This window comes from Mycobacterium yunnanensis, from assembly GCF_025823185.1.
Lineage (GTDB): Bacteria > Actinomycetota > Actinomycetes > Mycobacteriales > Mycobacteriaceae > Mycobacterium > Mycobacterium yunnanensis.
This window is the reverse complement of record NZ_JACKVK010000009.1, coordinates 103,784-128,724: the sequence shown is the minus strand read 5'-3', so window position 1 is coordinate 128,724 and position 24,941 is coordinate 103,784. Positions and strand designations below refer to the sequence as shown.

The 24,941-nt window shown below is 70.2% G+C and carries 17 protein-coding genes and 1 tRNA gene; 10 read left to right on the top strand and 8 right to left on the bottom strand.

Annotation, left to right across the window (positions count from 1 at the left end):
* Positions 1-9: 9 nt before the first annotated feature.
* A complete protein-coding gene (gene sftH, locus H7K45_RS17515) occupies positions 10-2,337 on the bottom strand; it encodes a DEAD/DEAH box helicase (protein WP_372512582.1) in 2,328 nt (775 codons plus the stop codon).
* Positions 2,338-2,447: 110 nt separating this feature from the next.
* Between sftH and H7K45_RS17510 the strand changes: the two genes are divergently transcribed.
* Together H7K45_RS17510 and topA are read left to right on the top strand one after the other, a co-directional pair.
* Positions 2,448-3,041: a hypothetical protein gene (locus tag H7K45_RS17510; protein WP_263997163.1), complete on the top strand. Its 594-nt coding sequence runs from the start codon at positions 2,448-2,450 to the stop codon at positions 3,039-3,041.
* 129 nt (positions 3,042-3,170) lie between these two features.
* Positions 3,171-5,987 (top strand): type I DNA topoisomerase, encoded by a 2,817-nt coding sequence (gene topA, locus H7K45_RS17505; RefSeq protein WP_263997162.1) that lies wholly within the window; start codon positions 3,171-3,173, stop codon positions 5,985-5,987.
* Here topA and H7K45_RS17500 read toward each other — a convergent pair.
* Positions 5,984-7,573: an adenylate/guanylate cyclase domain-containing protein gene (locus H7K45_RS17500; RefSeq protein ID WP_263997161.1), complete on the bottom strand. Its 1,590-nt coding sequence runs from the start codon at positions 7,571-7,573 to the stop codon at positions 5,984-5,986. The two genes, topA and H7K45_RS17500, sit on opposite strands and share 4 nt — an antisense overlap.
* Positions 7,574-7,666: 93 nt before the next feature.
* On the opposite strand from H7K45_RS17500, the gene H7K45_RS17495 reads away from it, so the two are divergent.
* Both H7K45_RS17495 and H7K45_RS17490 read left to right on the top strand, forming a co-directional pair.
* The gene (locus H7K45_RS17495) at positions 7,667-8,887 is read left to right on the top strand and encodes a DNA polymerase III subunit delta' (RefSeq protein WP_263997160.1); all 1,221 of its coding nucleotides are present in this window, start codon (positions 7,667-7,669) and stop codon (positions 8,885-8,887) included.
* A 68-nt stretch (positions 8,888-8,955) separates the two neighbouring features.
* Positions 8,956-9,031, top strand: a tRNA-Thr gene (locus tag H7K45_RS17490).
* Between the two features lie 14 nt (positions 9,032-9,045).
* Here H7K45_RS17490 and H7K45_RS17485 read toward each other — a convergent pair.
* Positions 9,046-10,878, bottom strand: coding sequence for a hypothetical protein (locus tag H7K45_RS17485; RefSeq protein ID WP_443677451.1), 1,833 nt, complete (start codon positions 10,876-10,878; stop codon positions 9,046-9,048).
* 23 nt (positions 10,879-10,901) lie between these two features.
* Here H7K45_RS17485 and H7K45_RS17480 point away from each other — a divergent pair, with 23 nt between their 5' ends.
* Positions 10,902-11,843, top strand: coding sequence for an NAD-dependent epimerase/dehydratase family protein (locus H7K45_RS17480; protein WP_263997159.1), 942 nt, complete (start codon positions 10,902-10,904; stop codon positions 11,841-11,843).
* Here H7K45_RS17480 and H7K45_RS17475 read toward each other — a convergent pair.
* The 5 genes from H7K45_RS17475 to H7K45_RS17455 are packed head-to-tail and all read right to left on the bottom strand — an operon-like array spanning position 11,840 to position 19,378.
* On the bottom strand, positions 11,840-12,181 hold the full coding sequence (locus tag H7K45_RS17475) for a DUF2304 domain-containing protein (protein WP_263997158.1): 342 nt from the start codon (positions 12,179-12,181) through the stop codon (positions 11,840-11,842). The genes H7K45_RS17480 and H7K45_RS17475 overlap by 4 nt on opposite strands.
* Complete coding sequence (gene ppgS / locus H7K45_RS17470; RefSeq protein WP_263997157.1) at positions 12,178-12,876, bottom strand: polyprenyl-phospho-N-acetylgalactosaminyl synthase PpgS; 699 nt, start codon at positions 12,874-12,876, stop codon at positions 12,178-12,180. Before ppgS ends, H7K45_RS17475 begins: the two co-directional genes overlap by 4 nt.
* Before the next feature lie 21 nt (positions 12,877-12,897).
* Positions 12,898-14,148 (bottom strand): hypothetical protein, encoded by a 1,251-nt coding sequence (locus H7K45_RS17465; protein ID WP_263997156.1) that lies wholly within the window; start codon positions 14,146-14,148, stop codon positions 12,898-12,900.
* On the bottom strand, positions 14,145-15,476 hold the full coding sequence (locus H7K45_RS17460; protein WP_263997155.1) for a M1 family metallopeptidase: 1,332 nt from the start codon (positions 15,474-15,476) through the stop codon (positions 14,145-14,147). The genes H7K45_RS17465 and H7K45_RS17460 overlap by 4 nt, the downstream gene beginning before the upstream one ends.
* Positions 15,473-19,378: a Pls/PosA family non-ribosomal peptide synthetase gene (locus H7K45_RS17455; RefSeq protein ID WP_263997154.1), complete on the bottom strand. Its 3,906-nt coding sequence runs from the start codon at positions 19,376-19,378 to the stop codon at positions 15,473-15,475. The genes H7K45_RS17460 and H7K45_RS17455 overlap by 4 nt, the downstream gene beginning before the upstream one ends.
* 127 nt (positions 19,379-19,505) lie before the next feature.
* Here H7K45_RS17455 and H7K45_RS17450 point away from each other — a divergent pair, with 127 nt between their 5' ends.
* The 5 genes from H7K45_RS17450 to H7K45_RS17430 all read left to right on the top strand — a co-directional run bounded on the left by H7K45_RS17450 (position 19,506) and on the right by H7K45_RS17430 (position 24,841).
* Entirely contained in the window at positions 19,506-19,901 is a 396-nt protein-coding gene (locus H7K45_RS17450; protein WP_263997153.1) for a hypothetical protein, read from the top strand.
* A 145-nt stretch (positions 19,902-20,046) separates the two neighbouring features.
* On the top strand, positions 20,047-21,603 hold the full coding sequence (locus H7K45_RS17445) for an aldehyde dehydrogenase (NADP(+)) (protein WP_263997527.1): 1,557 nt from the start codon (positions 20,047-20,049) through the stop codon (positions 21,601-21,603).
* Between the two features lie 51 nt (positions 21,604-21,654).
* Complete coding sequence (locus H7K45_RS17440; RefSeq protein WP_263997152.1) at positions 21,655-22,596, top strand: 5-dehydro-4-deoxyglucarate dehydratase; 942 nt, start codon at positions 21,655-21,657, stop codon at positions 22,594-22,596.
* The gene (locus H7K45_RS17435; RefSeq protein ID WP_263997151.1) at positions 22,593-23,849 is read left to right on the top strand and encodes a glucarate dehydratase family protein; all 1,257 of its coding nucleotides are present in this window, start codon (positions 22,593-22,595) and stop codon (positions 23,847-23,849) included. Before H7K45_RS17440 ends, H7K45_RS17435 begins: the two co-directional genes overlap by 4 nt.
* A 65-nt stretch (positions 23,850-23,914) precedes the next feature.
* Positions 23,915-24,841, top strand: a complete 927-nt coding sequence (locus H7K45_RS17430) for a LysR family transcriptional regulator (RefSeq protein ID WP_263997526.1) — start codon at positions 23,915-23,917, stop codon at positions 24,839-24,841.
* Positions 24,842-24,941 lie beyond the last annotated feature (100 nt).

Genomic DNA, 24,941 nt, shown 5'->3' with positions numbered 1-24,941 from the left:
GGCACTCGCTCACAGCGGGGATTTGGCCAACTCGTCGAGTACGAGCCGAAGTACCGCCACCGCGCCTGCCTTGTCGAGCGGGTCGTTGCCGTTGCCACATTTCGGCGATTGCACGCAGGACGGGCACCCCGACGGGCACTCGCACGCTTCGATCGCCGAGGCCGTGGCCTCCCACCACGTGCCGAGCTGTCGGTAGCCGCGGTCGGCGAAGCCCGCGCCACCTGGATGACCGTCGTAGACGAAGATCGTCGGCTCGCCGGTCTCCGGTCCCACCGCCGTCGAGACGCCGCCGATGTCGCCCCGGTCGCAGCTCGCCACCAGCGGCAGCAGCCCGATCGCCGCGTGTTCGGCGGCGTGCAGCGAACCCGGCACTCGGATGTCGTCGATTCCGTTGCCCGCCAACGTCTCCGGCTCTATCGTGCACATGACCGCCATGGTGTCCAGCGTCTGGGTGGGCATGTCGAGGTCGACGAAGTCGATCACCTCGCCGTTCATCCGCCGCCGCAGGAACCCGATCACGGTGTGGCTGACCGACACCGGCACGATCCCGATCGTGATCGGCCCCACCGTGCGTCGCTCGCCCGGGCCGGTCACCGCGACGTCGGTCAACTCCCGCGCCGAGGTCGAATACCCCGGATCGTCGGCGCGGACGAAGGCAATGCCGTCCTCGAAGTCCAGCGAGTCGACGACGTAGGTTTCGCCCTGGTGCAGGTACACCGCCCCGGGATGGATCGACGACGGCGCCTGACCCGCACCGGTGCTGCCCAGCATCCGGCCAGTGCCAGTCTCGACGATGGCGATCTGGCCGCCGGTGGACCCGCGGATGTCCACGGCGGGATGAGGGTCGAGGCCCGGCGCCGGGAAGTAGCCGGCCGGGCGCCGCCGCAGGAGACCGTCGTCGACGAGAGTGTCGGCGACGGCCTCGGCGTTCCAGGTCCGCACCTCGGCCTCCGTCAGCGGCAATTCGGTTGCGGCGCAGAGCAACTGAGGACCGAGGACGTAGGGGTTGGTCGGGTCGATCACCACGCGTTCGATGGGTTTGTCCAGCAGCGCCGCCGGATGGTGCACCAGGAAGGTGTCCAGCGGGTCGTCCCTGGCGATCAGCACGATCAGTGCGCTCTGCCCGCGTCGCCCCGCCCGCCCGGCCTGCTGCCAGAACGACGCCACCGTGCCGGGGAAGCCGGCCAGCACCACCGCGTCGAGACCGGCGATGTCGACGCCCAACTCGAGGGCGTTGGTGGTGGCCAATCCCCGCAGCTCGCCCTCGGACAGGGCCCGCTCCAGGGCGCGGCGGTCCTCGGACAGGTACCCGGCCCGATACGACGCCACCAGGTGGGCGAGGTCGGGTGCGACGTCCCCCAGCCGGGCCCGCGCACCCAATGCCGTCAGCTCGGCGCCACGTCGTGACCGGACGAAGGTCAGGGTGCGCGCGCCCTCGGCGATCAGGTCGGCCATCACCCGCGAGGCCTCCGAGCCGGCGGAGCGCCGCACCGGGGCGCCGTTCTCCCCGGTGACGTCGTCGCGCAGCGCGGGTTCCCACAGCGCGACGGTGCGGCCGCCCTGCGGGGACCCGTCGTCGGTCACCTCGGCCACGGTGTGACCCAGCAACTCCGACGCGGTCGCGGCGGGAGCGGAGGTGGTGGCGCTGGCGAAGACGACGGTCGGCCCACCGTCGTCGGCGGCGTAGCGCTCGCACAGACGCACCAGGCGGCGCAGCACCATCGCCACGTTGGACCCGAAGATGCCACGGTAGTAATGGCATTCGTCGACGACCACGTACTTCAGGTTGCGCAGGAACACCGCCCAGCGGGCGTGGTTGCGCAGCAGCGAGAGGTGGATCATGTCCGGGTTGGAGAAGATCCATCGCGATCGCTCTCTGGCCAGCCGGCGCGCGTCGTTCGAGCTGTCGCCGTCGTAGGGACTGGGTGCGACGTCGCGCAACCGCGGCACCGCGTCGGTCAACGACTGCGCGGCCCGCAGCTGATCGTGGCCGAGGGCCTTGGTCGGAGAGAGATATAGCGCCCGCGCCCGGGGATCGGCCGCGAGGGTGGTGAGGATCGGCAATTGGTAGGCCAGCGACTTGCCCGACGCGGTGCCGGTGCTGAGCACCACGTGGCGACCGGAGTGGGCGAGGTCGGCCGCGGCGGCCTGGTGGCTCCACGGCTGGGTGACGCCACGTTCGACGAACGCCGAGACGACGTCCGGGTCGGACCACTGCGGCCAGGGTTGGGTGCGGGCCCGCCGCGGCGCCAGGTCGGCCACGTGCCGCAGCGGATGTTCGTCGACGTCGGTGCCCTCCACGGCGCGGGCGAGCAGCTCGCGACCGAAGTCGGACACGCCCTCAGACACGCTGCACCCCCTCGACGTCGTCGACCACTCCATGATCGTCCACGTTGACGCGGCACGGTGTCGCGGCGGGAAGCGCGCGCTGGCCTAATGTCGCATTGGTGAGCCAGCTGTCCTTCTTCTCGGCAGAGGCGGTGCCCCCAGCGGTCGCCGACCTCACCGGCATCTTGGCCGGGCCGGGACAGGTGGTGGTCGTCGGCCAGGGCAAGGATCGGGCTGCTCGCCTCTCGGTCGTGGTCGACGCGCAGTGGCGTGCGGAGGCGCTGGCCGCCATGATCGCCGACGCGGGTCTAGTCGCCGAGATCGGCCGGACCGACGAGAACACCCCGCTGGTGCGGACCGCGCCCGACCCGCTGTTGTCGGCGATTGCGACGAGCTGGACGCGCGGCGCGGTGAAGACCGTCCCGCCGCAGTGGCTGCCCGGCCCGCGGGAACTACGGGCGTGGACGCTGGCCGCCGGCATGCCCGAGGCCGACCGGTACCTGCTCGGACTGGATCCGCACGCGCCGGACACGCACACCGCTCTCGCAGCCGCGATGATGAGGGTGGGAATTGCACCGACCTTGATCGGCACCCGCGGGACGCACCCGGCATTGCGGATCAGTGGCCGCCGACGCCTATCGCGCCTGGTAGAGAACGTGGGGGAACCGCCAGGGGAGCCTGAGGCGTTTCACAACTGGCCGCACTCCGGCTAAGCCCCGCGGGCGAGGCCAGTTTGCGTAGGCTCGTCGGTAGTGCCAAATTGTCAGTTGCCGCGGGCTGGTGGGACTGCTGAATCAGTGGTACCGCGCCTTCGGCGACATAGAAGTGGAGCGTAAACACAGTTGGCTGACTCCGGCGGCGTTAGCGGCAACGGCACGACTCGGCGACTCGTCATCGTCGAGTCGCCCACCAAGGCGCGCAAGATCGCGGGCTACCTGGGGTCGAACTACGTCGTCGAATCGTCGCGTGGACACATCCGCGACCTGCCCCGCGCCGCGGCCGACGTGCCCGCGAAGTACAAGACGGAGCCCTGGGCCCGCCTGGGGGTCAACGTCGACGCCGACTTCGAACCGCTCTACATCATCAGCCCGGAGAAGAAGGCCACCGTCGCCGAGCTCAAGTCCTTGCTCAAGGACGTCGACGAGCTCTACCTCGCCACGGACGGTGACCGCGAGGGCGAGGCGATCGCCTGGCATCTGCTCGAAACGCTCAAACCGCGCATCCCCGTCAAGCGGATGGTGTTCCACGAGATCACTGAGTCGGCCATCCGGGCCGCCGCCGACGACCCCCGCGACCTCGACATCGACCTCGTCGACGCCCAGGAGACCCGCCGCATCCTAGACCGTCTGTACGGCTACGAGGTCAGCCCCGTGCTGTGGAAGAAGGTGGCGCCGAAGCTGTCGGCCGGCCGGGTGCAGTCGGTGGCGACGCGCATCATCGTGCAGCGCGAACGCGAGCGCATGGCGTTCAGGAGCGCCGGATACTGGGACGTCACCGCCGAGCTGGACGCGTCGGTGTCCGACCCCGAGGCCTCGCCGCCCAAGTTCACCGCCAAGCTCAACACCGTTGACGGCAAGCGCGTGGCCAGCGGTCGCGACTTCGACTCCCTGGGCGGGGTGAAACGCCCCGAAGAAGTGCTGGTGCTCACCGAGCAGGCGGCCTCCGCGCTGGCCGGCGGGCTGCGGGGCGCCCAGCTCAGCGTCGCCTCGGTCGAGCAGAAGCCCTACACCCGGCGTCCCTACGCGCCGTTCATGACCTCGACCCTGCAGCAGGAGGCGGGCCGCAAGCTGCGGTTCTCCTCCGAGCGCACGATGAGCATCGCGCAGCGGCTGTACGAGAACGGCTACATCACCTACATGCGTACCGACTCCACGACATTGTCGGAGACGGCGATCAACGCGGCACGCAACCAGGCCAGGCAGCTCTACGGCGACGAGTACGTCCATCCGACGGCCCGCCAGTACACCCGCAAGGTCAAGAACGCCCAGGAGGCCCACGAGGCCATCAGGCCGTCGGGCGACGTCTTCCAGACCCCGGGCCAGCTGCACTCCGCGCTCGACAACGACGAGTTCCGGCTCTACGAGCTGATCTGGCAGCGCACCGTGGCCTCGCAGATGGCCGACGCGCGGGGGACGACGCTGAGCCTGCGCATCGCGGGCCAAGCCCGTTCCGGCGAGCAGGTCGTCTTCAACGCCAGCGGCCGCACCATCACCTTCGCAGGCTTCCTCAAGGCCTATGTCGAGAGCCTCGACGAGCAGGCCGGCGGCGAGGCCGACGACGCCGAGAGCCGGCTGCCGAACCTGACCCAGGGGCAGCGGGTCGACGCGTCCGACCTGACCGCCGACGGACACACCACCAGCCCGCCCGCCCGCTACACCGAGGCGTCGCTGATCAAGTCGCTCGAAGAGCTCGGCATCGGCCGTCCCTCGACGTACTCCTCGATCATCAAGACCATCCAGGACCGCGGGTACGTCCACAAGAAGGGCAGCGCGCTGGTCCCGTCGTGGGTGGCGTTCGCCGTGATCGGCTTGCTGGAGCAGCACTTCGGGCGTCTGGTGGACTACGACTTCACCGCGGCCATGGAGGACGAGCTCGACCAGATCGCCTCGGGCAACGAGCGACGGACCAACTGGCTCAACAACTTCTACTTCGGCGGCGAACACGGCGTCGACGGTTCGATCGCGCGCGCCGGTGGGCTCAAGCAATTGGTCGGCGGCAACCTGGAGGAGATCGACGCGCGAGTCGTCAACTCCATCAAGCTGTTCGACGACGAGAACGGCACTCCGATCAACGTCCGCGTCGGCCGCAACGGGCCGTACCTGGAGCGGATGATTCCGGATCCGGACAATCCAGGGGAGCTCAAGCCGCAGCGGGCCAACCTCAAGGACGAGCTGACCCCCGACGAGCTGACCCTCGAGCTCGCCGAGAAGCTGTTCTCCACGCCGCAGGAGGGCCGCTCGCTGGGCGTCGACCCGGAGTCCGGCCACGAAATCGTCGCCAAGGACGGCCGTTACGGTCCGTACGTGACCGAGGTGCTGCCAGCTCCGCCGGACGAGCCTGAGGACGGGGCGCCCGCGAAGAAGGGCAAGAAGCCGCCGACCGGACCCAAGCCGCGCACCGGCTCGCTGCTGCAGTCGATGGATCTCGAGACCATCACCCTCGACGACGCGCTCAGGCTGCTCTCGCTGCCACGGGTGGTCGGCGTCGACCCGGCGACCAATGAGGAGATCACGGCGCAGAACGGCCGCTACGGCCCATACCTCAAGCGCGGCACGGATTCTCGCTCGTTGGCCAACGAGGAGCAGATGTTCACCGTCACCCTCGACGAGGCGCTGAAGATCTACTCCGAGCCCAAGCGGCGCGGCAGGCAGGGCGCCGCGACGCCTCCGCTGCGCGAATTGGGCACCGACCCGGTCTCGGAGAAGCCGATGGTGATCAAGGACGGTCGCTTCGGTCCGTACGTCACCGACGGCGAGACCAACGCCAGCCTGCGCAAGGGTGACGACGTCATGTCGATCACCGACGGTCGGGCGTCGGAGCTGCTGGCCGACCGCCGTGCGCGCGGCCCCGTCAAGAAGAAGGCGCCCGCCAAGAAGGCCGTCAAGAAGACCGCCGCCAAGAAGGCGCCCGCCAAGAAGGCCGCGGCGAAGAAGGGCTAGTTCTGCGCCTGGCTCGACACGCGCCGGGAGGCGGCGAGGTTGAGCGGCCGGGCCAACTGGGTCGGTGCGCTGCGGCCGCGCAGTTCGACGATCTCGCCGACGTCCCAGCACAGCGCCTCGGCGTCCAGCGCGCCGCTGACCGCGATGGCCGAGGCCAGCACGTGTCCGTCCTCGAGCTTCGCGAGCTCGGTGAGCCGGGCGGCCTCGTTGACCGGGTCGCCGATCACGGTGTACTCGAAGCGGGCTTGGGCGCCGATGTGACCGGCGATGGCCCGGCCCGCCGACACCCCGATGCCGAAGTCGGTCTGGCCGAGGACCTCGATCAGCTCGTCGTGCAGTTCCCGTGAGGCGGCCAGGGCCGCACCGGAGGCGTCGGGGTGCTCGATGGGGGCGCCGAAGATGGCCAGCGCGGCGTCGCCCTGGAACTTGTTGACGAACCCGCCGTGCCGGTTGACGCTGTCGACGATGACACGGAAGAACTCGTTGAGGAGGCTGACCACCTCGGCGGCGGGCCGGGTCGACGCCAGCTGGGTGGACCCGACCAGGTCGACGAAGAGCACGGCGACGTCGCGTTCCTGGCCGCCCAATTCGGTGCCGCGCTCCAGCGCCCGGCGGGCGACGTCCTCGCCGACGTAGCGGCCGAAGAGGTCCCGCAGACGCTGTCGTTCGGCGAGGTCGCGGACCATGTCGTTGAAGCCGGCCTGCAGCAGGCCCAACTCGCTGGCGTCGTAGATCTGCATGTGGGCGTTGTAGTTGCCGCGCTGCACCTCGCCCAGTGCCCAGCGCAGTTGCCGCAGGGGGTCGGCGATCGACATCGCCACCAGCACGGTGCCTGCCAGCCCGATGACCAGCGCGGCGATCGCCAGCAGCAGGATCGGGGTGTTGAGGCGCTCGGCGGGGGCGGTCAGGATCTCGAACCGGCTGGCCACCAGCGCCAGCACGATGGCAAGGATGGGCACGCCGGTGGACAGCACCCAGGTGAGCACCTGCCGCTGGATGACGCCGGGTGCCTGGAACTTCTCGGGGATGCCGCCGCGGAGCGCGGCGACGGCGACCGGTCGTAGCACCCGTTCGGACTGCAGGTAGCCGATGATCGCGGTCGCGGTGGCGCCCAACGCGGCGGCGACGGCGACGACGGGCGCCGACCGGCTGGCGACGGGCCAGCTGGCGACGATGAACACGATCGACCCCAGGAACCAGTTCGAGACGTTGATGACCGCGCGGTAGAAGGGCATCCTGAGAGCCCGCACGCGGGCCAGGTCGGTCACCGCGGGGTCACCGTCGCCGAGCAGGCTGTCGCGACGCTGCCAGCGGATCACCGGAATCAGCAGCCGCAGCGTCAGCCACGACAGGATCGTGAACGACACGAAGAGGTAGCCGAGGAACACCGCGAGGTTCAGCGTCGGGAGGTCCTGCAGCTGGACCCGGTCCTCGGCGGGCAGTCCGAACCGCAGGAAGCCCAGCACGAACAACGCGCCGATGATGTCGGCCTGGAGCATGCCGAGGGTGAACACCGGCCATGGCGTGCGCGCGACCCACCGCACGAAGGCGGTGACTCGCCCCATGGGTGGTGTCGGACCGGTCATCCGACAACCGTATCGGTCCACGGGCCGTGGCACGGGCGCTGTCGCCGACGTCGTCTGCACGGGTGTCGGCCGCGGCCACTAGGGTGGCGCCTGATGAGCGGTGTTTTCTCGCGTCTGGTGGGTCAGGACGCCGTCGAAGCGGAGCTGGTCGCCGCCGCCCGCGCGGCGCGCGGTGATTCGGCTCACAACCCGATGGGCACCGGCGCCACGGGCGGCCGGATGACCCATGCGTGGCTGATCACGGGGCCGCCGGGGTCGGGCCGGTCGATCGCGGCCGTCTGCTTCGCTGCCGCCCTGCAGTGCACCTCCGACGGCACCCCGGGGTGCGGGGAATGCCGGGCCTGCACCACCACGATGGCAGGCACCCACGCCGACGTGCGCCGGATCATTCCCGAGGGGTTGTCGATCGGCGTCCGCGAGATGCGGGACATCGTGCAGATCGCGTCGCGGCGGCCGGGCACCGGTCGGTGGCAGGTCGTGGTGGTCGAGGACGCCGACCGGCTGACCGAGGGCGCGGCGAACGCCCTGCTCAAGGTGGTGGAGGAGCCGCCCGCGTCGACGGTGTTCCTGCTGTGCGCCCCGTCGGTCGACCCGGAGGACATCGCGATCACCCTGCGGTCGCGGTGCAGGCACGTCGCGCTGGTGACCCCGCGGCTGGACGCGATCGCCAAGGTGTTGGTCGACGTGGACGGAATGGCCGAGAAGGACGCCATCTGGGCGGCCTCGGTCAGCGGCGGGCACGTCGGGCGGGCGCGCCGGCTGGCCACCGACGAGCAGGCCAGGGGGCGCAGGGAACGCGCCCTCGGACTGGCGAGGGACGCGGCGACGCCGGCGCGGGCCTACGCGGCGGCCGAGGAGCTGGTGGCCACGGCCGACGACGAGGCCAAGGCGCTGACGGGCGACCGCAACGAGGCCGAGACAGAGGAGCTGCGCACGGCGCTCGGCGGCGGTGGCACCGGAAAGGGCGCCGCGGGGGCGCTGCGGGGTGCGGCCGGAGCGCTCAAGGATCTCGAGAAGCGCCAGAAGTCGCGGCAGACGCGCGCCTCGCGTGACGCGCTGGACCGGGCGCTCATCGATCTGGCCACCTACTTTCGTGACGCCATGCTGGTGTCCGCGGGAGCGACCGCGGTGGCGGCCAACCATCCCGACATGTCCGACAAGGTCTCGGCGATGGCCGCGCACGTCCCGCCCGATCGGCTGCTGCGCTGCATCGAGGCCGTGCTCGAGTGCCGGGACGCCCTGGCGGTCAACGTCAAACCCAAGTTCGCCGTCGACGCCCTGGTGGCCACCGTCGGTCAGGCGCTGCGGGGGTGAGGCTCGAACCGTTTTGGGTTGGCGACGGTGGCTGCCGTAGACTCGTCCCGCCTGGCTGATCAGGCGTCGCCGCCTTAGCTCAGTCGGTAGAGCATCTCACTCGTAATGAGAAGGTCTGGGGTTCGATTCCCCAAGGCGGCCCCACTTGCGCATTGCCGCTACGGAGGTGCCACGTACCCCACCGGGCCCGAGGCCAGGCACACCGACAGCGCCGAGGTGTTGGCCGCGGCGAGAATGGCGTTCCCCGCCCCGGACAGCCGCACGAAGACCCGGTTCAGGCCGGGGTGCACCGGCACGCGGGTGGGGTCGCCGTCGGACAGTGCGAAGGTCATCGACCCGTCGCTGTTGGCCAGGTAGTTGATCTCGGCGGTCCACTCCGTCGGCAGCATCGGGCCGTCCAGCGGCATCGTGACCGGCGCATCGGGCTGAACGAGGTAGCCGCACTGCGGTTTTGGGCCGGCGAGGGTGTGCCGCACCCAGGTGACCTGTGCGTCGACCAATCGGCCCTTACGGTCGAACGTACGCAGATCGGTTGTGCTGGTGCTGAATTCGGGCCGGTCGCGCACCAGGGCGAAGACGTGCCCGAAGAGGTTGTCCGGCCACGCGAAGCGCTGCAGGATCAGCGGGTCGACTTCCTGCTCCAGCAACGGTGCGGTGGTGTCGGCATGGGCTGCCGACAGACTGGTCAACACGTTGGCGACGTAGGCCCGCGTCGGGTTGTCGCGCCACCGTGCGGTGAAGGTCGCAGTCGTGTACCCGCAGCTGACCACGAACGACGCGGCTGCCACCACCACGGCGATCGTGCGGACGCGCGAGGAGTCGAGCCGCGCGGAGGTCGCCCGGTTCGGCGCGAGGAATCCGACGGCGGCCAGCAGGGTCAGCATGACCGCCAGGTCGGGCAGATAGCGCAGGGTCTGTGCCAATTCGATGGCGGTGAAACGCGAGGACCGCATCAGGTAGATCGGCAGCTGGCAGACGATGACGTAGGCCGCGGCGGCGAACCACAGAACCCGCGCGTGTTCCTTGCGGGCCACCGACAGCGCGACGACCGCCGCCAGCACCAGCCACCCCACCAGCATGACCGACCACTGCGGCAGCGCCCACGGCGACGACGGCGCCCAGCGATCCCACCGCCAGGGGCCGCCGATCAGAGCGGGGACGATGCCGTGGGTCACCGACCGCACCAGCAGGTCCCCGGTCATGGGGAAGTCCAGCGTCCACCGCCGCTGGTCGACGATCAGCAGGTAGATGCCCACCCACGCCACCGTGGTCGCGCCCGTGGCGATCCACAGCGACCGCCCGCCGCGCCACACCGTCTTCCAGGCCGTCCGGTCGCCCAGCACGTAGGCGAGCAGCGCCGCGACGGCAAAGGCCGCAAACGGGATGATCGCCGACTTCTCGAAGAACGTCAGCCCCAGCAGGAACACCAGCGTGCCGGTCACGGCGTACCGGCGATTGCCCGTGCGCACCAACAGGATCGCGTCGGCGCACACCCAGGCCATGGCGGCCGTCATCGGCAGCGCGTTGAGCGCGGCCGCCCACCACGCGAAGGCGGGCAGCGACAGGGGCGTGAACAACGCGAACGTCAGAGGAATCAGCAGCAGCGGCCGCCACCCGAGGATCACGTGCAACGCCCGCAGGATCGCCAACGAGGCCACCAGTTGCAGCAGTATGATACTGACGGCGGGTACCACCCAGTCGAACGGCGCGAGCTTGGCGATCGCGCCCGCCAGCAGGAACGCCGCGGGCATGACGTGACCGTCGTGGTCGTCGAACAGGTACGCCGGCGACCACAGCGCGTGGGTGCCGGCCCGGGCGATCAGGATCAGGTCGTCCCAGTAGAAGTAGCCCTGGAATGCGAGCACCCCGCGCGTCGCCAGTTGCGCCAGGATCAACGAAACGGCGACCCAGACCACCCAGTGGTCGCGGGGCCGCCGAAGTACTGCTACCCGCACAGACCAATTCACCGCTGCCGACTGTACGGACCGCATGGTGGCGTCGGTATGGTGACCCGGTGCGGACACTCGTCACCGGAGCGGCTGGCTTCATCGGATCAACGCTGGTAGATCGACTGTTGGCCGACGGTCACACCGTCGTCGGCGTCGACGACCTGAGCTCGGGCAATCCCGTCAACATCGTCGACGCCGAGCGGCACGACGCCTACGAGTTCGCCAAGGCCGACATCGTCGACGCCGATCTGGTGAGCCTGGTCGACGAGGTGCGACCCGAGGTGATCTTTCACCTGGCCGCACAGATTTCGGTGAGCCGTTCGGTCGACGACGCCCAGTTCGACTCCAGCGTGAACGTCGTCGGCACCGTGCGGCTCGCGGAGGCGGCGCGCAAGGGTGGCGTGCGCAAGATCGTTCACACCTCCTCCGGCGGGTCCATCTACGGCAAGAATCCGCCCGGCTACCCGACCAGCGAGGACATGCCGGTCGACCCGTCGTCGCCGTACGCGGCCAGCAAGGTCTGCGGCGAGGTGTACCTCAACATGTTCCGCAACCTCTACGACCTGGACTGCTCCCACATCGCGCCGGCCAACGTCTACGGCCCGCGGCAGGACCCGCACGGCGAGGCCGGCGTGGTCGCGATCTTCGCCAGGGCACTGCTGGCTGGCCGGCCCACCAAGATCTTCGGCGACGGGTCCGACACCCGCGACTACGTGTTCGTCGACGACGTGGTCGACGCCTTCGTCCGGGCCGGAGGGTCGGCGGGCAGCGGTCTGCGGTTCAACGCCGGCACCGGAGTCGAGACCTCGACGCGGGCGTTGCACACCGCCGTGGCCACGGCCGCGGGCACGCCCGACGAGCCCGAGATGCACCCCCCGCGGCTCGGCGACCTCCGCCGGTCGAGTCTGGACATCGGCCGGGCCACCGAGGTGCTCGGCTGGAGCCCGAAGGTCCACCTGGCCGAGGGCATCGACCGCACGGTCGCGTTCTTCCGCGACCAGGCCTAGCGGGGTTCGGGGGTTCGGGCGCCCTCCAGGGCGACCGCCCGCGCGAGCTGGGCGTAGCGCAGCTCCAGATCCTTGAACCGCATGTAGGTGCTCAGGGTGGTGAACAGGAACGCGACGATCAGCGCGTACTCCAGCAGATCGGCGCCACGGGCGACGCCCAGCCAGTTCGCCACCACGGTGGTGTCGTCCGGGCGCACGATCGCATACACCGCGGCCAACACGAACAGCACGTAGCCGATCTTCACCCACGCCTTGGCCTGCGCGCTGCGGCGCGACCGCAGCAGGTAGACCAGCAGCGTCAGCACGGCCGCGATCAGCAGAACCTGAATCCAGTTCATCGGCGCATCCTCTTTCGCAGCAACCCGTCGAAGACGATGTTGACCCCGTTGACCAACGGCTGACCCTTCGACATGGAGTAGTCGGTGTACAGAATCTCCACGGGCTCTTCGGCCACCCGCCAGTCGTTCTCGACGATCAGCGCGACGATCTCACTGGCGTGGGCCATGCCGCTCATCGTGAGGTTGAGCCCGTCGGCGACGGCCTTGTCGAACACCCGCAACCCGTTGTGCGCGTCGGTCAGCCGCAGCTTGCGGCTGGTGGGGCTCAGCTTGGCGATCAGCGGGAACACCAGGCGGCGCAGCGTGGGCATGTTGTTGGGGGTGCCCTCGGCGAAGCGCGTCCCCACCACGATGTCGAGCTTCTCGTCGCGGAGGCGCCCGATCATCCGGATGACGTCGGCGATGCGGTGCTGGCCGTCGGCGTCGAACGTCGCGAACACCGCGGCACCCGGTCGGCTGCGCGCGTATTCGACGCCGGTTTGGATGGCGGCGCCCTGCCCGAGGTTCACGGGATGGCGCACGACGTGGGCCCCGGCCCGCCAGGCCTGTTCGGCGGTGTCGTCGCGGCTGCCGTCGTCGACGCAGACCACGTTGTCGAAGACGGCGCGGACGTCGGCGACGACGTCGGAGATCACGGTCGCCTCGTTGAAGGCGGGGATGACGATCCACGTGTCGTCGTAGCGGTTGCCGTGCATGTCAGAGGTCAAATTACACGCTCACGGCGACGGAACCCTGGCAAGCGCGATCACGTGCACCGCGATCCCGGCCAGCGGCCCGCACAGCAGCGCGACCACGGTGCGGGTCTCAAGCGGCCACGGCGCCAGCAGCAGCAGCGTCGACGCCACCGTCGCGCTGATCCACCCGACGGCGTAGGCGCGGTGTAGCGCGGCCGCGACCGTCGCGGCACCAGTCAGCGTGAGGGCGGCGATCATCACCGCCGCGGCGGTGAACCACGCCAGCAGCGCGCCGCCCAGCTGGTAGTCGGGTCCGAACGCGGTGCGCAGCAGCCAGGGTCCGATCAGTCCGGCGGCCAGGACCGCCGCACCGCCGAGGACGGCGAGTGCCGCCATCGGAGCGACCAGCGACCGCAGGCGTCGAGCCCGCTGGTCGACGAAGTGGGCGATCAGGTTTCCCTGCATCGCGGTCAGCGGCACCAGCAGCGGTGCCCGGGTCAGGGTCACCGCGAGGATGACGACGCCGCCCGCCGCGCCGAGGTCCGCCGAGGTGGCCTTCAGCAGGACGGGGAAACCCATGATCAGGATCGCGCTGGCGCCGGCCGCCGCGATGGAGTGCGAGGCGCCGCGCAGGAACACCGCCGTGGTGCCGGGGGTGAGCAGTCGGGCGGCGGCGCGGGACGAGGGCGAGGCTAGCAGCAGTACGGCCCACGCGACGGCGCCCGCCACCGTCGCCCAGAGGTAGCCGACCAGACCCCAGCCGACGAGGAACGTGACGGCCGCGACCGTCACGCGCATGGCGGCGTCGCCGACGATGAGCGCGCCGTACTGCGACCACCGGTCCACCCCGGCCAGCATGCCCAGCAGCGTGGCGTGCACGCAGAAACCGGCCACGCCCGCGGCCAGCAGTGCGACGCTCAACACCTGCGACTCGGTGAAGACGTGCCAGGACCACAGCGGCGACGTGCCCGCGATGGCCACTGCCGAGGCCACCCCGACGACGGCCGCCACGCGCATGGGGCTCGACCGCGGCTCCGGCACCCGGGCCAGCGTCCTGGCCTGGCGTACCTCGCGGGTCGATTCCTGCAGCAACCCGTTGGCCGCGCCGGCGAAGAGTCCGAACGCTCCCCAGAACACGGCGAACACCGAGAAGCCGGCCGGCTCGAGATTGCGGGCCGCGAGGTAGAGCACCGCGTACCCGCACAACGCGCTGACGACGGTGGCCGCGCCGACCCGGACGACGCTGCTCCTGGTGACGGGTCCTTGGGTCGGGACGGCCGCGCCGTCGGTCACAGGTCGGGGACGTCCGTCGAGTACAGCCACGCCTGCCACAGCGGCCGCAGCGAGTCGTCGGAGTAGTTGGCGGCCAGACCGGTGAAGTCGTCGGTGACGGCGGTGCCGTGGCGATGCCGAGTCGTCCAGTCCCGCAACAGGTCGAAGAAGCTCTCGTCGCCGATCGTGCCGCGCAGCGCGTGCAGCGTCAGCGCGCCGCGCTTGTAGACCCGGTCGTCGAACATGTCGCGCGGTCCGGGGTCGGACAGCAGCAAGTCCTGGGGCAAGGAGCGGAGCCGGGCGTGGTAGTAGCGGGCCAGTTGGTCGGCGCTGCGCCCGCCCGAATCCTGCGACCACAGCCATTCGGCGTAGCAGGCGAATCCCTCGTGCAGCCAAATGTCGCGCCAGCGTCGCGCGGTGACGGAGTTGCCGAACCATTGGTGCGCGAGTTCGTGCGCGATCAGCCGCTCTGCTCGACGCGTACCACTGCAATGGTTGGCGCCGAAGATCGAGATGCCCTGAGCCTCCAGGGGTATCTCGAGATCGTCGTCGGTGACGACGACGGTGTACCCGTTCGACAGCGGATATGGCCCGAACAGCTTGACGAACAACTTCATCATCTGCGGCTGCCGGCCGAAGTCGTGCTCGAAGTTCTTGCGCAACCGTTGCGGCAGAACGGCATTCATGGGTACCGGCTGCTTGGTCAGTCGGTGCATCTCGTACTGGCCGATCTGCAACGTGACGAGGTAGGTCGACGTGGGTTCGGGTTGCTCGTAGGTCCACGTCGTCATCGCGGCCCGCGTCTTGCGCGACACCAGCTTTCCGTTGGCCACCGCGTAGTACGGGTTCTCGCAGGCGATCGCGATGCGGTAGCTCGCCTTGCTGCTCGGGTGGTCGTCACACGGGAACCAGGACGCCGCGCCGTTGGGCTGGCCCGCGACCAGCGCGCCGCTGGTGAGTTCCTCGAATCCGACGTCGCCCCACAGTGATCGGATGGGCCTCGGCGTGCCCGAGTACCGCACGGTGACCGACAGCGCGGCACCGGCGGCCAGGGGCGTGGCCAGGGTGACGTCGAGCTTGCCCCGCGAGCGCCCGAAGTTGGCGGGCCGGTGCCCGTTGACCGTCACCTTGGAGACCGAGAGCGCGTCGGAGAGGTCGAGGCTGAACGTCCGCAGCGAGGCCAGCGTCACGGCGGTGATGGTGGCGGTGCCCGCCAGCCGGTTGATGTTGACCTTGTATTCGACGTCGAGTTCGTAGCGCGACACGCGGTAGCCGAAGTTTCCGTTGCCGGGCAGGTAGGGGTCGATGACCGGCGGACTTCCCTTGGCTTTTTTCAGGTTTCGCGTCACGCCGCGCTCTTCGAGGACTTGGCCGACGAGCCGCGCTTCTTGCGCTTGGGCCCCCACGGCGCAATCGGGTTGCCTTGCCACCGCGACGACGGCGGCACTTCGTCACCGCGCATGACGAGGGACGCGGGTCCGACGGTGGCGTTGGCGCCGATCTTCGCCGCCGGCAGTGCGACGCAGTGCGGCCCGAGTGTGGCACCGGATTCGACCACGACGGTGTCCAGGCGCATGATCCGGTCGTGGAAGAGGTGGGTCTGCACGACGCAGCCGCGGCTCACCGTCGCGCCGTCGCCGATGGTGACCAGGTCGGCCTCCGGTAGCCAGTACGTCTCGCACCACACGCCGCGGCCGATCTTCGCGCCCAGGCCCCGCAGCCACAGGTTCATCACCGGCGTGCCGCTGGCGGCGCGCGCAAACCACGGTGCGGCAACGGTTTCGACGAACGTGTCCGACACCTCGTTGCGCCACACGAACGACGACCACAGCGGGTGCTCCTTGGCCTCGATCCGTCCCACCCACAGCCACTTGGCCAGCACGGCGATCGCTCCCGCCACGGCGCCGGTGACGATGAGGACGAGCCCGCAGGCCAGCGAGGCCCACGCCCAGCCGAACTCGACGGCCAGGGCTTGCAGCGCGGCCAGCATCGCGACGCCGATCGCGAACGTCACGATCATCGGCAGCAGCCGGCAGGTCTCCACCATGCCGCGCATGATCTTCAGCTTGCGCGAGGGTTCGAACGTGCGCAGGGCGTCGGCCGCCGTCGGTTGCCTGCGCAGGCGCACCGGCGGACTGCCCAGCCACGACGAGCCGGCCTTGGCCTTGTGCGGCGTAGCGCTCAACACGGCGACGAGCCCGTCGTCGGGCACGCGTCGCCCCGGTTGGGTGATGCCGGAGTTGCCGAGGAACGCGCGCTTGCCGATGGTGGCGGTCGCGACGTGGATCCAGCCGCCGCCCAGTTCGTAGGACGCCACCATGGTGTCGTCGGCCAGGAATGCGCCGTCCTCCACGACGGTGAACTTGGGCGTCATGAGCGTGGTCGAGATCTCGGTGCCCTGACCAATCTTGGCGCCCAGCAGTCGCATCCAGGCCGGGGTCAGCAGGCTCGCGTAGACGGGGAACAGGTAGTTGCGGGCGGCGTCCATGAGCCGCTCGGTGGTCCACAATTGCCAGCCGACCCGGCTCCGGACGGGGTGATAGCCCTCGCGCAGGCCCAGCGACATCAGCCGGACGCCCAGCACCGTCGCCGCTGCGTAGACGATCACCGCCACGGCGGTCGCGACGGGCGTCCACGCCAGGGCGGGGAGGACCGCGTCGCGCAGTGTGGCGGTGTCGCGGATCGCCCAGCCTATGACCGCGAGGCCGGCGCCGAGGGCGAGCAGGGGGACGGCGCCGAGCAGCACAGACGTGAGGCCGTACATCGCCACCCACAGCGGCGCGCGCGGCGGGCGCTCGTCGGGCCACGGGTGGCGCGCCTTGCCGGACTTCACGGCGGGCGAGCCCTTCCAGTACTGGCCGGCCTTGACCTTGCCGACCACACCGGATCCCGGTGCGACGTCGGCGTTCTTGCCCACCACGGCGCCGGGCAGCAGGGTGGTCCTGGCGCCGACGGTGGCGTCGTTGCCGACGACGATCTCACCGACGTGGAACAGGTCGCCGTCGATCCAGTGCCCGGTCAGATCCACCTCGGGCTCGATGGAGCAGCGGTGGCCCAGGCTGAGCATGCCGGTGACCGGCGGGGCCGAGTGCAGGTCGACGCCCTTGCCGACCCGGTTGCCCAGCGCCCGGGCGTAGTACGTCAACCACGGTGCGCCCGCGAGGTTTTCGGCACCGCTGGCCTCGCCGAGGCGTTCGGCCAGCCAGACCCGCAGGTGCACCGACCCGCCGCGGCGGTAGGTGCCGGGCTCCAGGCTGCCGACCAGGATGCGGGCGCCGACGACCGCGACGGCCATCCGGCCCAGCGGCGTGACGAAGACGAGGAAGCCGATGAGCAGCAGCCACCAGTCGACCGGTACCGCCCACGGCACCAGCTGCCACCGGGCAGCGATGTCGTCGAGCAGCGCCAGCCACACCACCCACTGCATGCCCGCCAGCGTGGACAGTGGCACGGTGGCGGCGAGCTGCGTCAGTGCGGTCGCGCGGGACACCGGTGCGACCGTTCGGCTTTCGACTGCGGCCGGGGGGTCGAGCTCGTCGAGGTATCCGGCGAGCGATCCGAGCCGGGGGTGGTCGTAGAGGTCGGCGACCGTGACCTCCGGATACCGCGTCCGCAGCGCGGCGACGAGCTGCGCCGCCGACAGCGACCCGCCGCCGAGGGCGAAGAAGTCCTCCTCTGGCCCGGCCACGGGGGCGGCGAGCACGTCACGCCACAGCCCGGCCAGCCAGCCGGTGGTGCCGGCGAGATCGGGGCCGGCGTCGTCGTCGGCGTCGCCGACCGGCCAGGGCAATGCGTTGCGGTCGACCTTGCCCGACGTACGGGTCGGAAGCTCGTCGAGCAGAACGAGTCTGGGTACCAAGGCCGCGGGCAGCGACTCGGCCAGTGCCGCGCGGGCCGCCGGCAGGTCGAAGTCGGGATCGGCACTGGCGACGTACCCGACCAACAGCGGAGTGCCGCTGGCGGTGCGCCGGACCGCGGCCGCACCCCCGCTGACACCGGGCAGGTTCACCAGGGCGGTGTCGACCTCGCCGAGTTCGATGCGCCGCCCGCCCACCTTCACCTGATCGTCGGCGCGGCCCTGGAAGTACAGCCCGTCGGACTCCAACCGCACCAGGTCGCCGCTGCGGTAGGCCCGCGACCACCCCAGCGTCGGCATCGGGGCGTACTTCTCGGCGTCCTTCTCCGGGTCGAGGTAGCGGGCCAGCCCGACACCACCGATGACGAGTTCGCCGACGGCGCCGAGGGGGACGGGCACGCCGCCCGCGTCCACCACGGCGAGGTCCCAGCCCGGCAACGGCAGGCCGATGCTCACCGGTCCCGTACCGAGCGGGGCGAGGCACGCGACCACCGTCGCCTCCGTGGGGCCATAGGTGTTCCACACCTCGCGACCGTCCACCGCGAGGCGTTCGGCCAACTCGGGCGGGCAGGCCTCGCCGCCGAAGATCAGCAGCCGCACCGCCTCCAACGCCTCGGCCGGCCACAGCGCGGCCAGCGTCGGCACCGTCGAGACCACCGTGATGTCGCGCGACACCAGCCACGGACCGAGATCCATGCCGCTGCGCACCAGGGATCGCGGGGCGGGCACCAGACACGCGCCGTACCGCCACGCGAGCCACATCTCCTCGCATGACGCGTCGAACGCGACGGACAGGCCGGCCAGCACCCGATCGCCAGGGCCGATCGGATTGTCGGCCAAGAACACCCGAGCCTCCGCGTCGACGAACGCGGCGGCGTTGCGGTGCGTCACCGCCACGCCCTTGGGGGTTCCCGTGGAACCCGAGGTGAAGATGATCCACGCGTCGTCGCGGGGCATGGGGGGTCCGGCCCGCCAGCCGCGGGACGAGCCGGGGCCGCGAACCAGGCCCAATTCGGTGATGATCGCGACGACGCCGGCCTCGCCGAACACCAGGTCGGCGCGCTCCTGCGGGTCGTCGGCGTCGACGGGGACGTACGCCGCGCCGGCGGCCAGCGCCGAGAGGATCGCCACGTAGAGGGCATAGCTGCCCGAGGGCATCCGGATGCCGATGCGGTCACCGCGGCCGATGCCCCGTTGGGCCAGCCAGGCGACGCTCTCCTCGACGTCGGCGAGCAACTCGGCGTAGGTCAGCTGCACGTCGCCGTCGTCGAGGGCGGGCGCGTCGGGATGCTGCGCGGCGGTCGCGTGCAGGATGTCGATCAGCGTCCGCGACGGGGGTGCCGAATCCGACAACAGGTATTGCGCCGGGATGTCCGGTCGAGCCTCCGTCGTCACGACTACAAACTACTAAGCCCGCCCCAGGGGTTCGCGCCACGCCGCGCCCTTCGCCGAGTCCATACCGAGGGAATCGGCGTGATTGCAACCATCGCCCGACGTCGGCGCCGCGGCTAGCCTCGCGCAGGTGCGGCTATTCGTGGTGGACGGTGCAGGCGACGACTGGAGTGAGCTGACCGACGGTGGTGAGCCCACCATCCGGCTGGCGGCGTCTGACCTGCAGCGCGCTCAGCGTGGCCGCGCCAGGATTCAGGCCGATCACGGCGACGTGGAGGTCATCCTCGACGTGACCGTCGCGGTCGCACCCGACTTCCGTTCGGTGCGGGAGTTGGCGGTCGTCGACGACGGCACCCTGCGCTACGCAGGCACGGTCGACGGGTTGGCGGGGTTGATCGCCGACATCGGCGTGGCCGGCGTCGCCGACGGCGTCACGCTCATCGCGGCCTCGCCCCGCGTGGACCTGCGCGAGCTGGGCCGCGACGTGCTGCAGCGGCTGGCGCTGCGGGAGCGCAAGTCCGCCTGACGGCTGCCCACCGCTGATGCAGGACGAGCATTAGTCGGTGCCACATCGGTCTTGGACATGAATTGATCCCGGACCTAGCGTGGGACGCGTGACACGAACGGCTGAGCCCACCCTCCCGACCGACGCACCCGCCCTGCTCGGACGGATGATCATCGCCGGCGACCTCGTCGCGGGCACCGGCACCGAGGTGCGCGGCTTCGATCCCGTCGCAGGCCATGACTTGGAACCCGGCTACCGCTACGGCGACGATCGGCACGTCGAGCAGGCGTGTGCGGCCGCCGCCGCGGCGTTCGGCGAGTACCGCGCCACCACCTCCGAGCGACGGGCGGCGTTCCTCGAGCGCATCGCCGACGATCTCGACGCGGCGAGAGACGCCCTGGTGGACCGGGCGACCGCCGAATCCGGATTGCCGCGGGCACGCATCACCGGCGAGGTCGGCCGCACCACCGGACAGCTGCGCCTGTTCGCCGCCGTCCTGCGAGAGGGCAGCTGGAACGGCGCCCGCATCGACCCCGCCCTGCCCGATCGCGAGCCGCTGCCGCGCCCGGACATCCGTCAGCGCGCGGTCCCGCTCGGTCCGGTCGCGGTATTCGGCGCCAGCAACTTCCCGCTCGCGTTCTCCGTCGCCGGTGGGGATACCGCCTCGGCCCTGGCGGCCGGGTGTCCGGTCGTCGTCAAGGCGCACGACGCGCACCCCGGCACGTCCGAGCTCGTCGGCCGTGTCATCGCCGACGCCGTCGCGAGCTCCGGCATGCCCGCGGGCACCTTCTCGATGTTGTTCGGCTCGGGACCGGGCCTTGGCACGGCTCTGGTCACCGATCCGCGTATCAAGGCCGTCGGCTTCACCGGGTCGCGGACGGCGGGAATGGCGCTCGTCGCGGCTGCGGCCGCACGCCCAGAGCCGATTCCGGTCTACGCCGAGATGAGCTCCATCAATCCGGTCTTCCTCTTGAACGGGGCATTGGCCAGTCGCGCAACCGAGCTCGGCAAGGCCTTCGTCACGTCGCTGACGATGGGGTCGGGACAGTTCTGCACCAACCCGGGTCTGGTCGTCGCGGTCGACGGACCGAACCTCGACGCGTTCGTCGCCGCCGCCAAGGACGCTCTGGGTCAGGCGCAGGCGACACCGATGTTGACGCCCACCATCGCCGCGAACTACGCCAGGGGCGTCGCGACCTTCGACGCCGACGCCGACCTGGTCGTGCGCGGGGCGCCTGGCGACGAACGCACGACCTGTCAGGCCGCCCTCTTCAGCACCGACGCCGCGACCTTCCGGGGCTCCGCGGCGCTACAAGCGGAGGTGTTCGGTGCCTCCAGCATCGTGGTGCGCTGCAAGGACGACGCCGAGATGACGTCGTTGGTGGGCGATCTGGAGGGTCAGCTCACGGCGACCCTGCACGTCGACGACACCGACCACGACCACGCTGCCGAACTGCTCGAGCTGTTGGAGCTCAAGGCCGGCCGCATCTTGTTCAACGGCTGGCCGACCGGTGTGGAGGTCTGTCACGCCATGGTCCACGGTGGACCGTCGCCCGCCACCTCCGATTCGCGCACCACCTCCGTCGGCGGCCGCGCGATCGAGCGGTTCCTCCGGCCCGTGGCCTACCAGAACGTCCCGAAGTCATTGCTGCCCAGCCCGATTGCCGATGGGAACCCCGACGGGCTGTGGCGCCGCGTCGACGGCCACCTCACCCAAGGCTGACCGGCCGAATCCCCTCTCTGCGATACCCCTCTGCGACCAAGGAGTCACGACATGCCCCATTCGCCGCTGGATGGCGTTCTGTTCTTTCCCGTCACCCCCTTCACCGAGAGCGGTGACGTCGACCTCGGCCGGCTTGCCGAGCACGTGTCCAAGGGCGTCGACGCCGGCCCCGGTGGGGTCTTCATCGCCTGCGGCACAGGAGAATTCCACGCTCTGGAAGCCGTCGAGTTCGCCGGTGTCGTGCGCACCGCGGTCGAGGCGACGGGCGGGCGGGTTCCGGTATACGCCGGAGCGGGTGGGTCGGTGGCCCAGGCCAAGATCTTCGCCCGCGCCGCCGCCGACGCGGGTGCCGACGGCTTGCTGTTGCTGCCGCCCTACCTCGTCACCATGCCCCAGCGTGGCCTCGTCGAGTACACCCGCGAGGTCGCCGGTGCCACCGACCTGCCGCTGATCGTCTACAACCGCGGCAACGCCCGCTACACCGAGGATTCCGCCGTGGAGGTCGCCCGTTTCCCCACCGTCGTCGGCTTCAAGGACGGAACGGGTGACGTCGACCTGGTGGCCCGAATCGTGCGCGCCGTGACCGACGCACTTGCTCCCTCCGGCAAGCCCTTTCAGTTCTTCAACGGCCTCCCTACCGCCGAGGTGTCCCAGCAGGCCTACCGTGCGCTCGGCGTCACCCTGTACTCGTCGGCTACCTTTGCCTTCGCCCCCGAATTGGCACTGGCGTTCTACGAGGCGCTGGAACGGGGCGACGATACCTTGGTCGCGGCCTTGCTGCGGGACTTCTTCCACCCCCTGGTCCGGCTGCGCGACACCGTCCCCGGGTACGCCGTGTCGCTGATCAAGGCCGGGGTCAGCATGGAAGGCATTGCCGCCGGACCGGTTCGGCCACCGCTGATCATGCCCTCGGCGGAGGACGTCGAGACGCTGGCCGGCATCATCGCGGCCGGTCGCGCGGTGATCGCCGACGAGCTCGCGGCCGTACGGTGAGGATTCGCATCACGGGCGCTCGGATCACGCCGGTCGCGTTCGTCGACCCACCCCTGCTGAACACCGTCGGCGTGCACCAGCCGTTCGCCCTGCGCGCGATCATCCAGCTGGACACCGAAGTCGGTCTGGTCGGGCTGGGGGAGACCTACGCCGACACCCGCCACCTGGCCCGACTGGAGGCCGCCGCTGCTGCGATCACCGGCCTGGAGGTATTCGCGCTCAACGCCATTCGCGCGGCGATCGCCGAGAAGCTGCGCGGTGACGACGCCGCCGTCGGCACGGCCGGCATGATCACCACGGCGAGTGCGGTCGACCAGGTGTTCTCGCCGTTCGAGGTGGCCTGCCTCGACGTGCAGGGGCATGCCACGGGTCGACCGGTCTCGGACCTGCTGGGCGGCCTCGTCCGCGACGCCGTGCCGTTCAGCGCCTACCTGTTCTACAAGTGGGCCGCGCATCCACATGGGCAGCCTGACGCCTGGGGCCCGGCCCTCGACCCCGCCGGTCTGGTCGCCCAGGCGACGAAGATGATCGACGAATACGGCTTCACTGCAATCAAACTCAAGGGAGGCGTGTTTCCGCCCGACGAGGAGATGAAGGCGATCGAGGCGTTGCACGACGCCTTCCCGAACCATCCGCTGCGACTGGACCCCAACGCGGCGTGGACGCCGCAAACCTCGGTCAAGGTCGCGGCCGGCCTCGCCGGCATCCTGGAGTACCTGGAGGATCCGACGCCGGGCCTGGACGGCATGGCCGAGGTGGCCGCCCAGTCGCCAATGCCGTTGGCCACCAACATGTGCGTGGTGGCATTCGACCAGCTCGCCCCCGCCGTCGCCAAGGACTCGGTCAGGGTGGTGCTCTCGGACCATCACTACTGGGGAGGGTTGCAGCGGTCGCGACTCCTTGCGGGAATTTGCGACACGTTCGGCCTTGGCCTGTCGATGCACTCGAACTCCCATCTCGGCATCAGCCTGGCGGCGATGGTGCACCTCGCCGGTGCCACGCCGAATCTGACCTATGCGTGCGACACCCACTGGCCCTGGAAGACCGAGGACGTGGTGAGGGCCGGCGTGCTCGAGATTCGCGACGGCGCGGTGAGGGTGCCGACGACGCCGGGTCTGGGCGTAGAGATCGACGACGACGCGCTCGGCGCGCTGCACGAGCAGTACGTGCGGTGTGGCATTCGCAATCGCGACGACACCGCGTACATGCAGAGCGTCGACCCGTCGTTCAAGGCCGTCAGCCCGCGCTGGTAGCTACACTCATACCTGATCGGCCCGAGATCGGCGCCGGTCATGTCGAGAGTGCATCGGAGTGGACCCTGTTTTCGTTGGCACGGCTGTCCTGTTTCATCGCGGTCGCCGAGGAACTTCACTTTGGTCGGGCGGCCGAGCGGTTGCACATGACGCAGCCGCCGCTGAGCCGCCAGATTCAGCAGCTCGAATCCGAGCTCGGCGTCCAGCTCATCGACCGCACCACCCGGTCGGTCACGCTCACCCCGGCCGGGGTGGCGTTCCTGCCCGACGCCCGCCGGATTCTGCAGTTGGCCGAGGGTGCGGCGATGACGGTTCGGCGGGTTCCGGCCGGCGACCTGGGCACCGTGGTCGTCGGCTTCACCGCCGCGTCGGCGCACGCCGTGCTGCCGCGCTTGCTCGAACGTGCGCGTGACGAGCTCCCGGACGTGAAGTTGGAACTGCGAGAGATGGTTTCGGCCGTTCAACTCGAAGGTCTCGTGACCGGTGAGATCGACCTGGGGATGGTCCGCCCGCCGGTGAAGCGGCCGGGCATCGTGTCCCGCCCGCTGTTGCACGAGCAACTCGTCGCGGCCCTGCCCGGGGACCACCCGCTGGCGAACCTGCCGCGACAGCTGACACTCAACGACCTGGACGGCCAAGACGTCATCATGTATTCGCCGGTCCAGGCGCGCTACTTCAACGATCTGCTGATCAGCGCCTTCACCATCGCCGGAGCGACGCCGCGTTACGTCCAGTACGTCACGCAGGTGCACACCATGCTGGTGTTGGTGCGCTCGGGAATCGGGATCGCGTTGGTGCCTGCGTCGGCGGCGACGCTGCACCCCGAGGGCGTCGTGTTTCGCTCGATCGGGGCGTTCCGCGAGCGGCCCGTGGAGCTCGACGCCGCCTGGCGCAGCGACAGCACCAACCCGGCGCTGCTGCGCCTGTTGCGTGACGTGCTGCCGCAACGGGAGTGGACCACCGACGATCTGGTCGACGAGTTCGCGCTCTGAGCCAACTGCCTCGATGGGTCCCAGGCCGAGCCACCATTGCGCTGCACACCGTCATCGAGTGTTGACGAACGTCATCGATTGACGACGACCCCCACGGCGA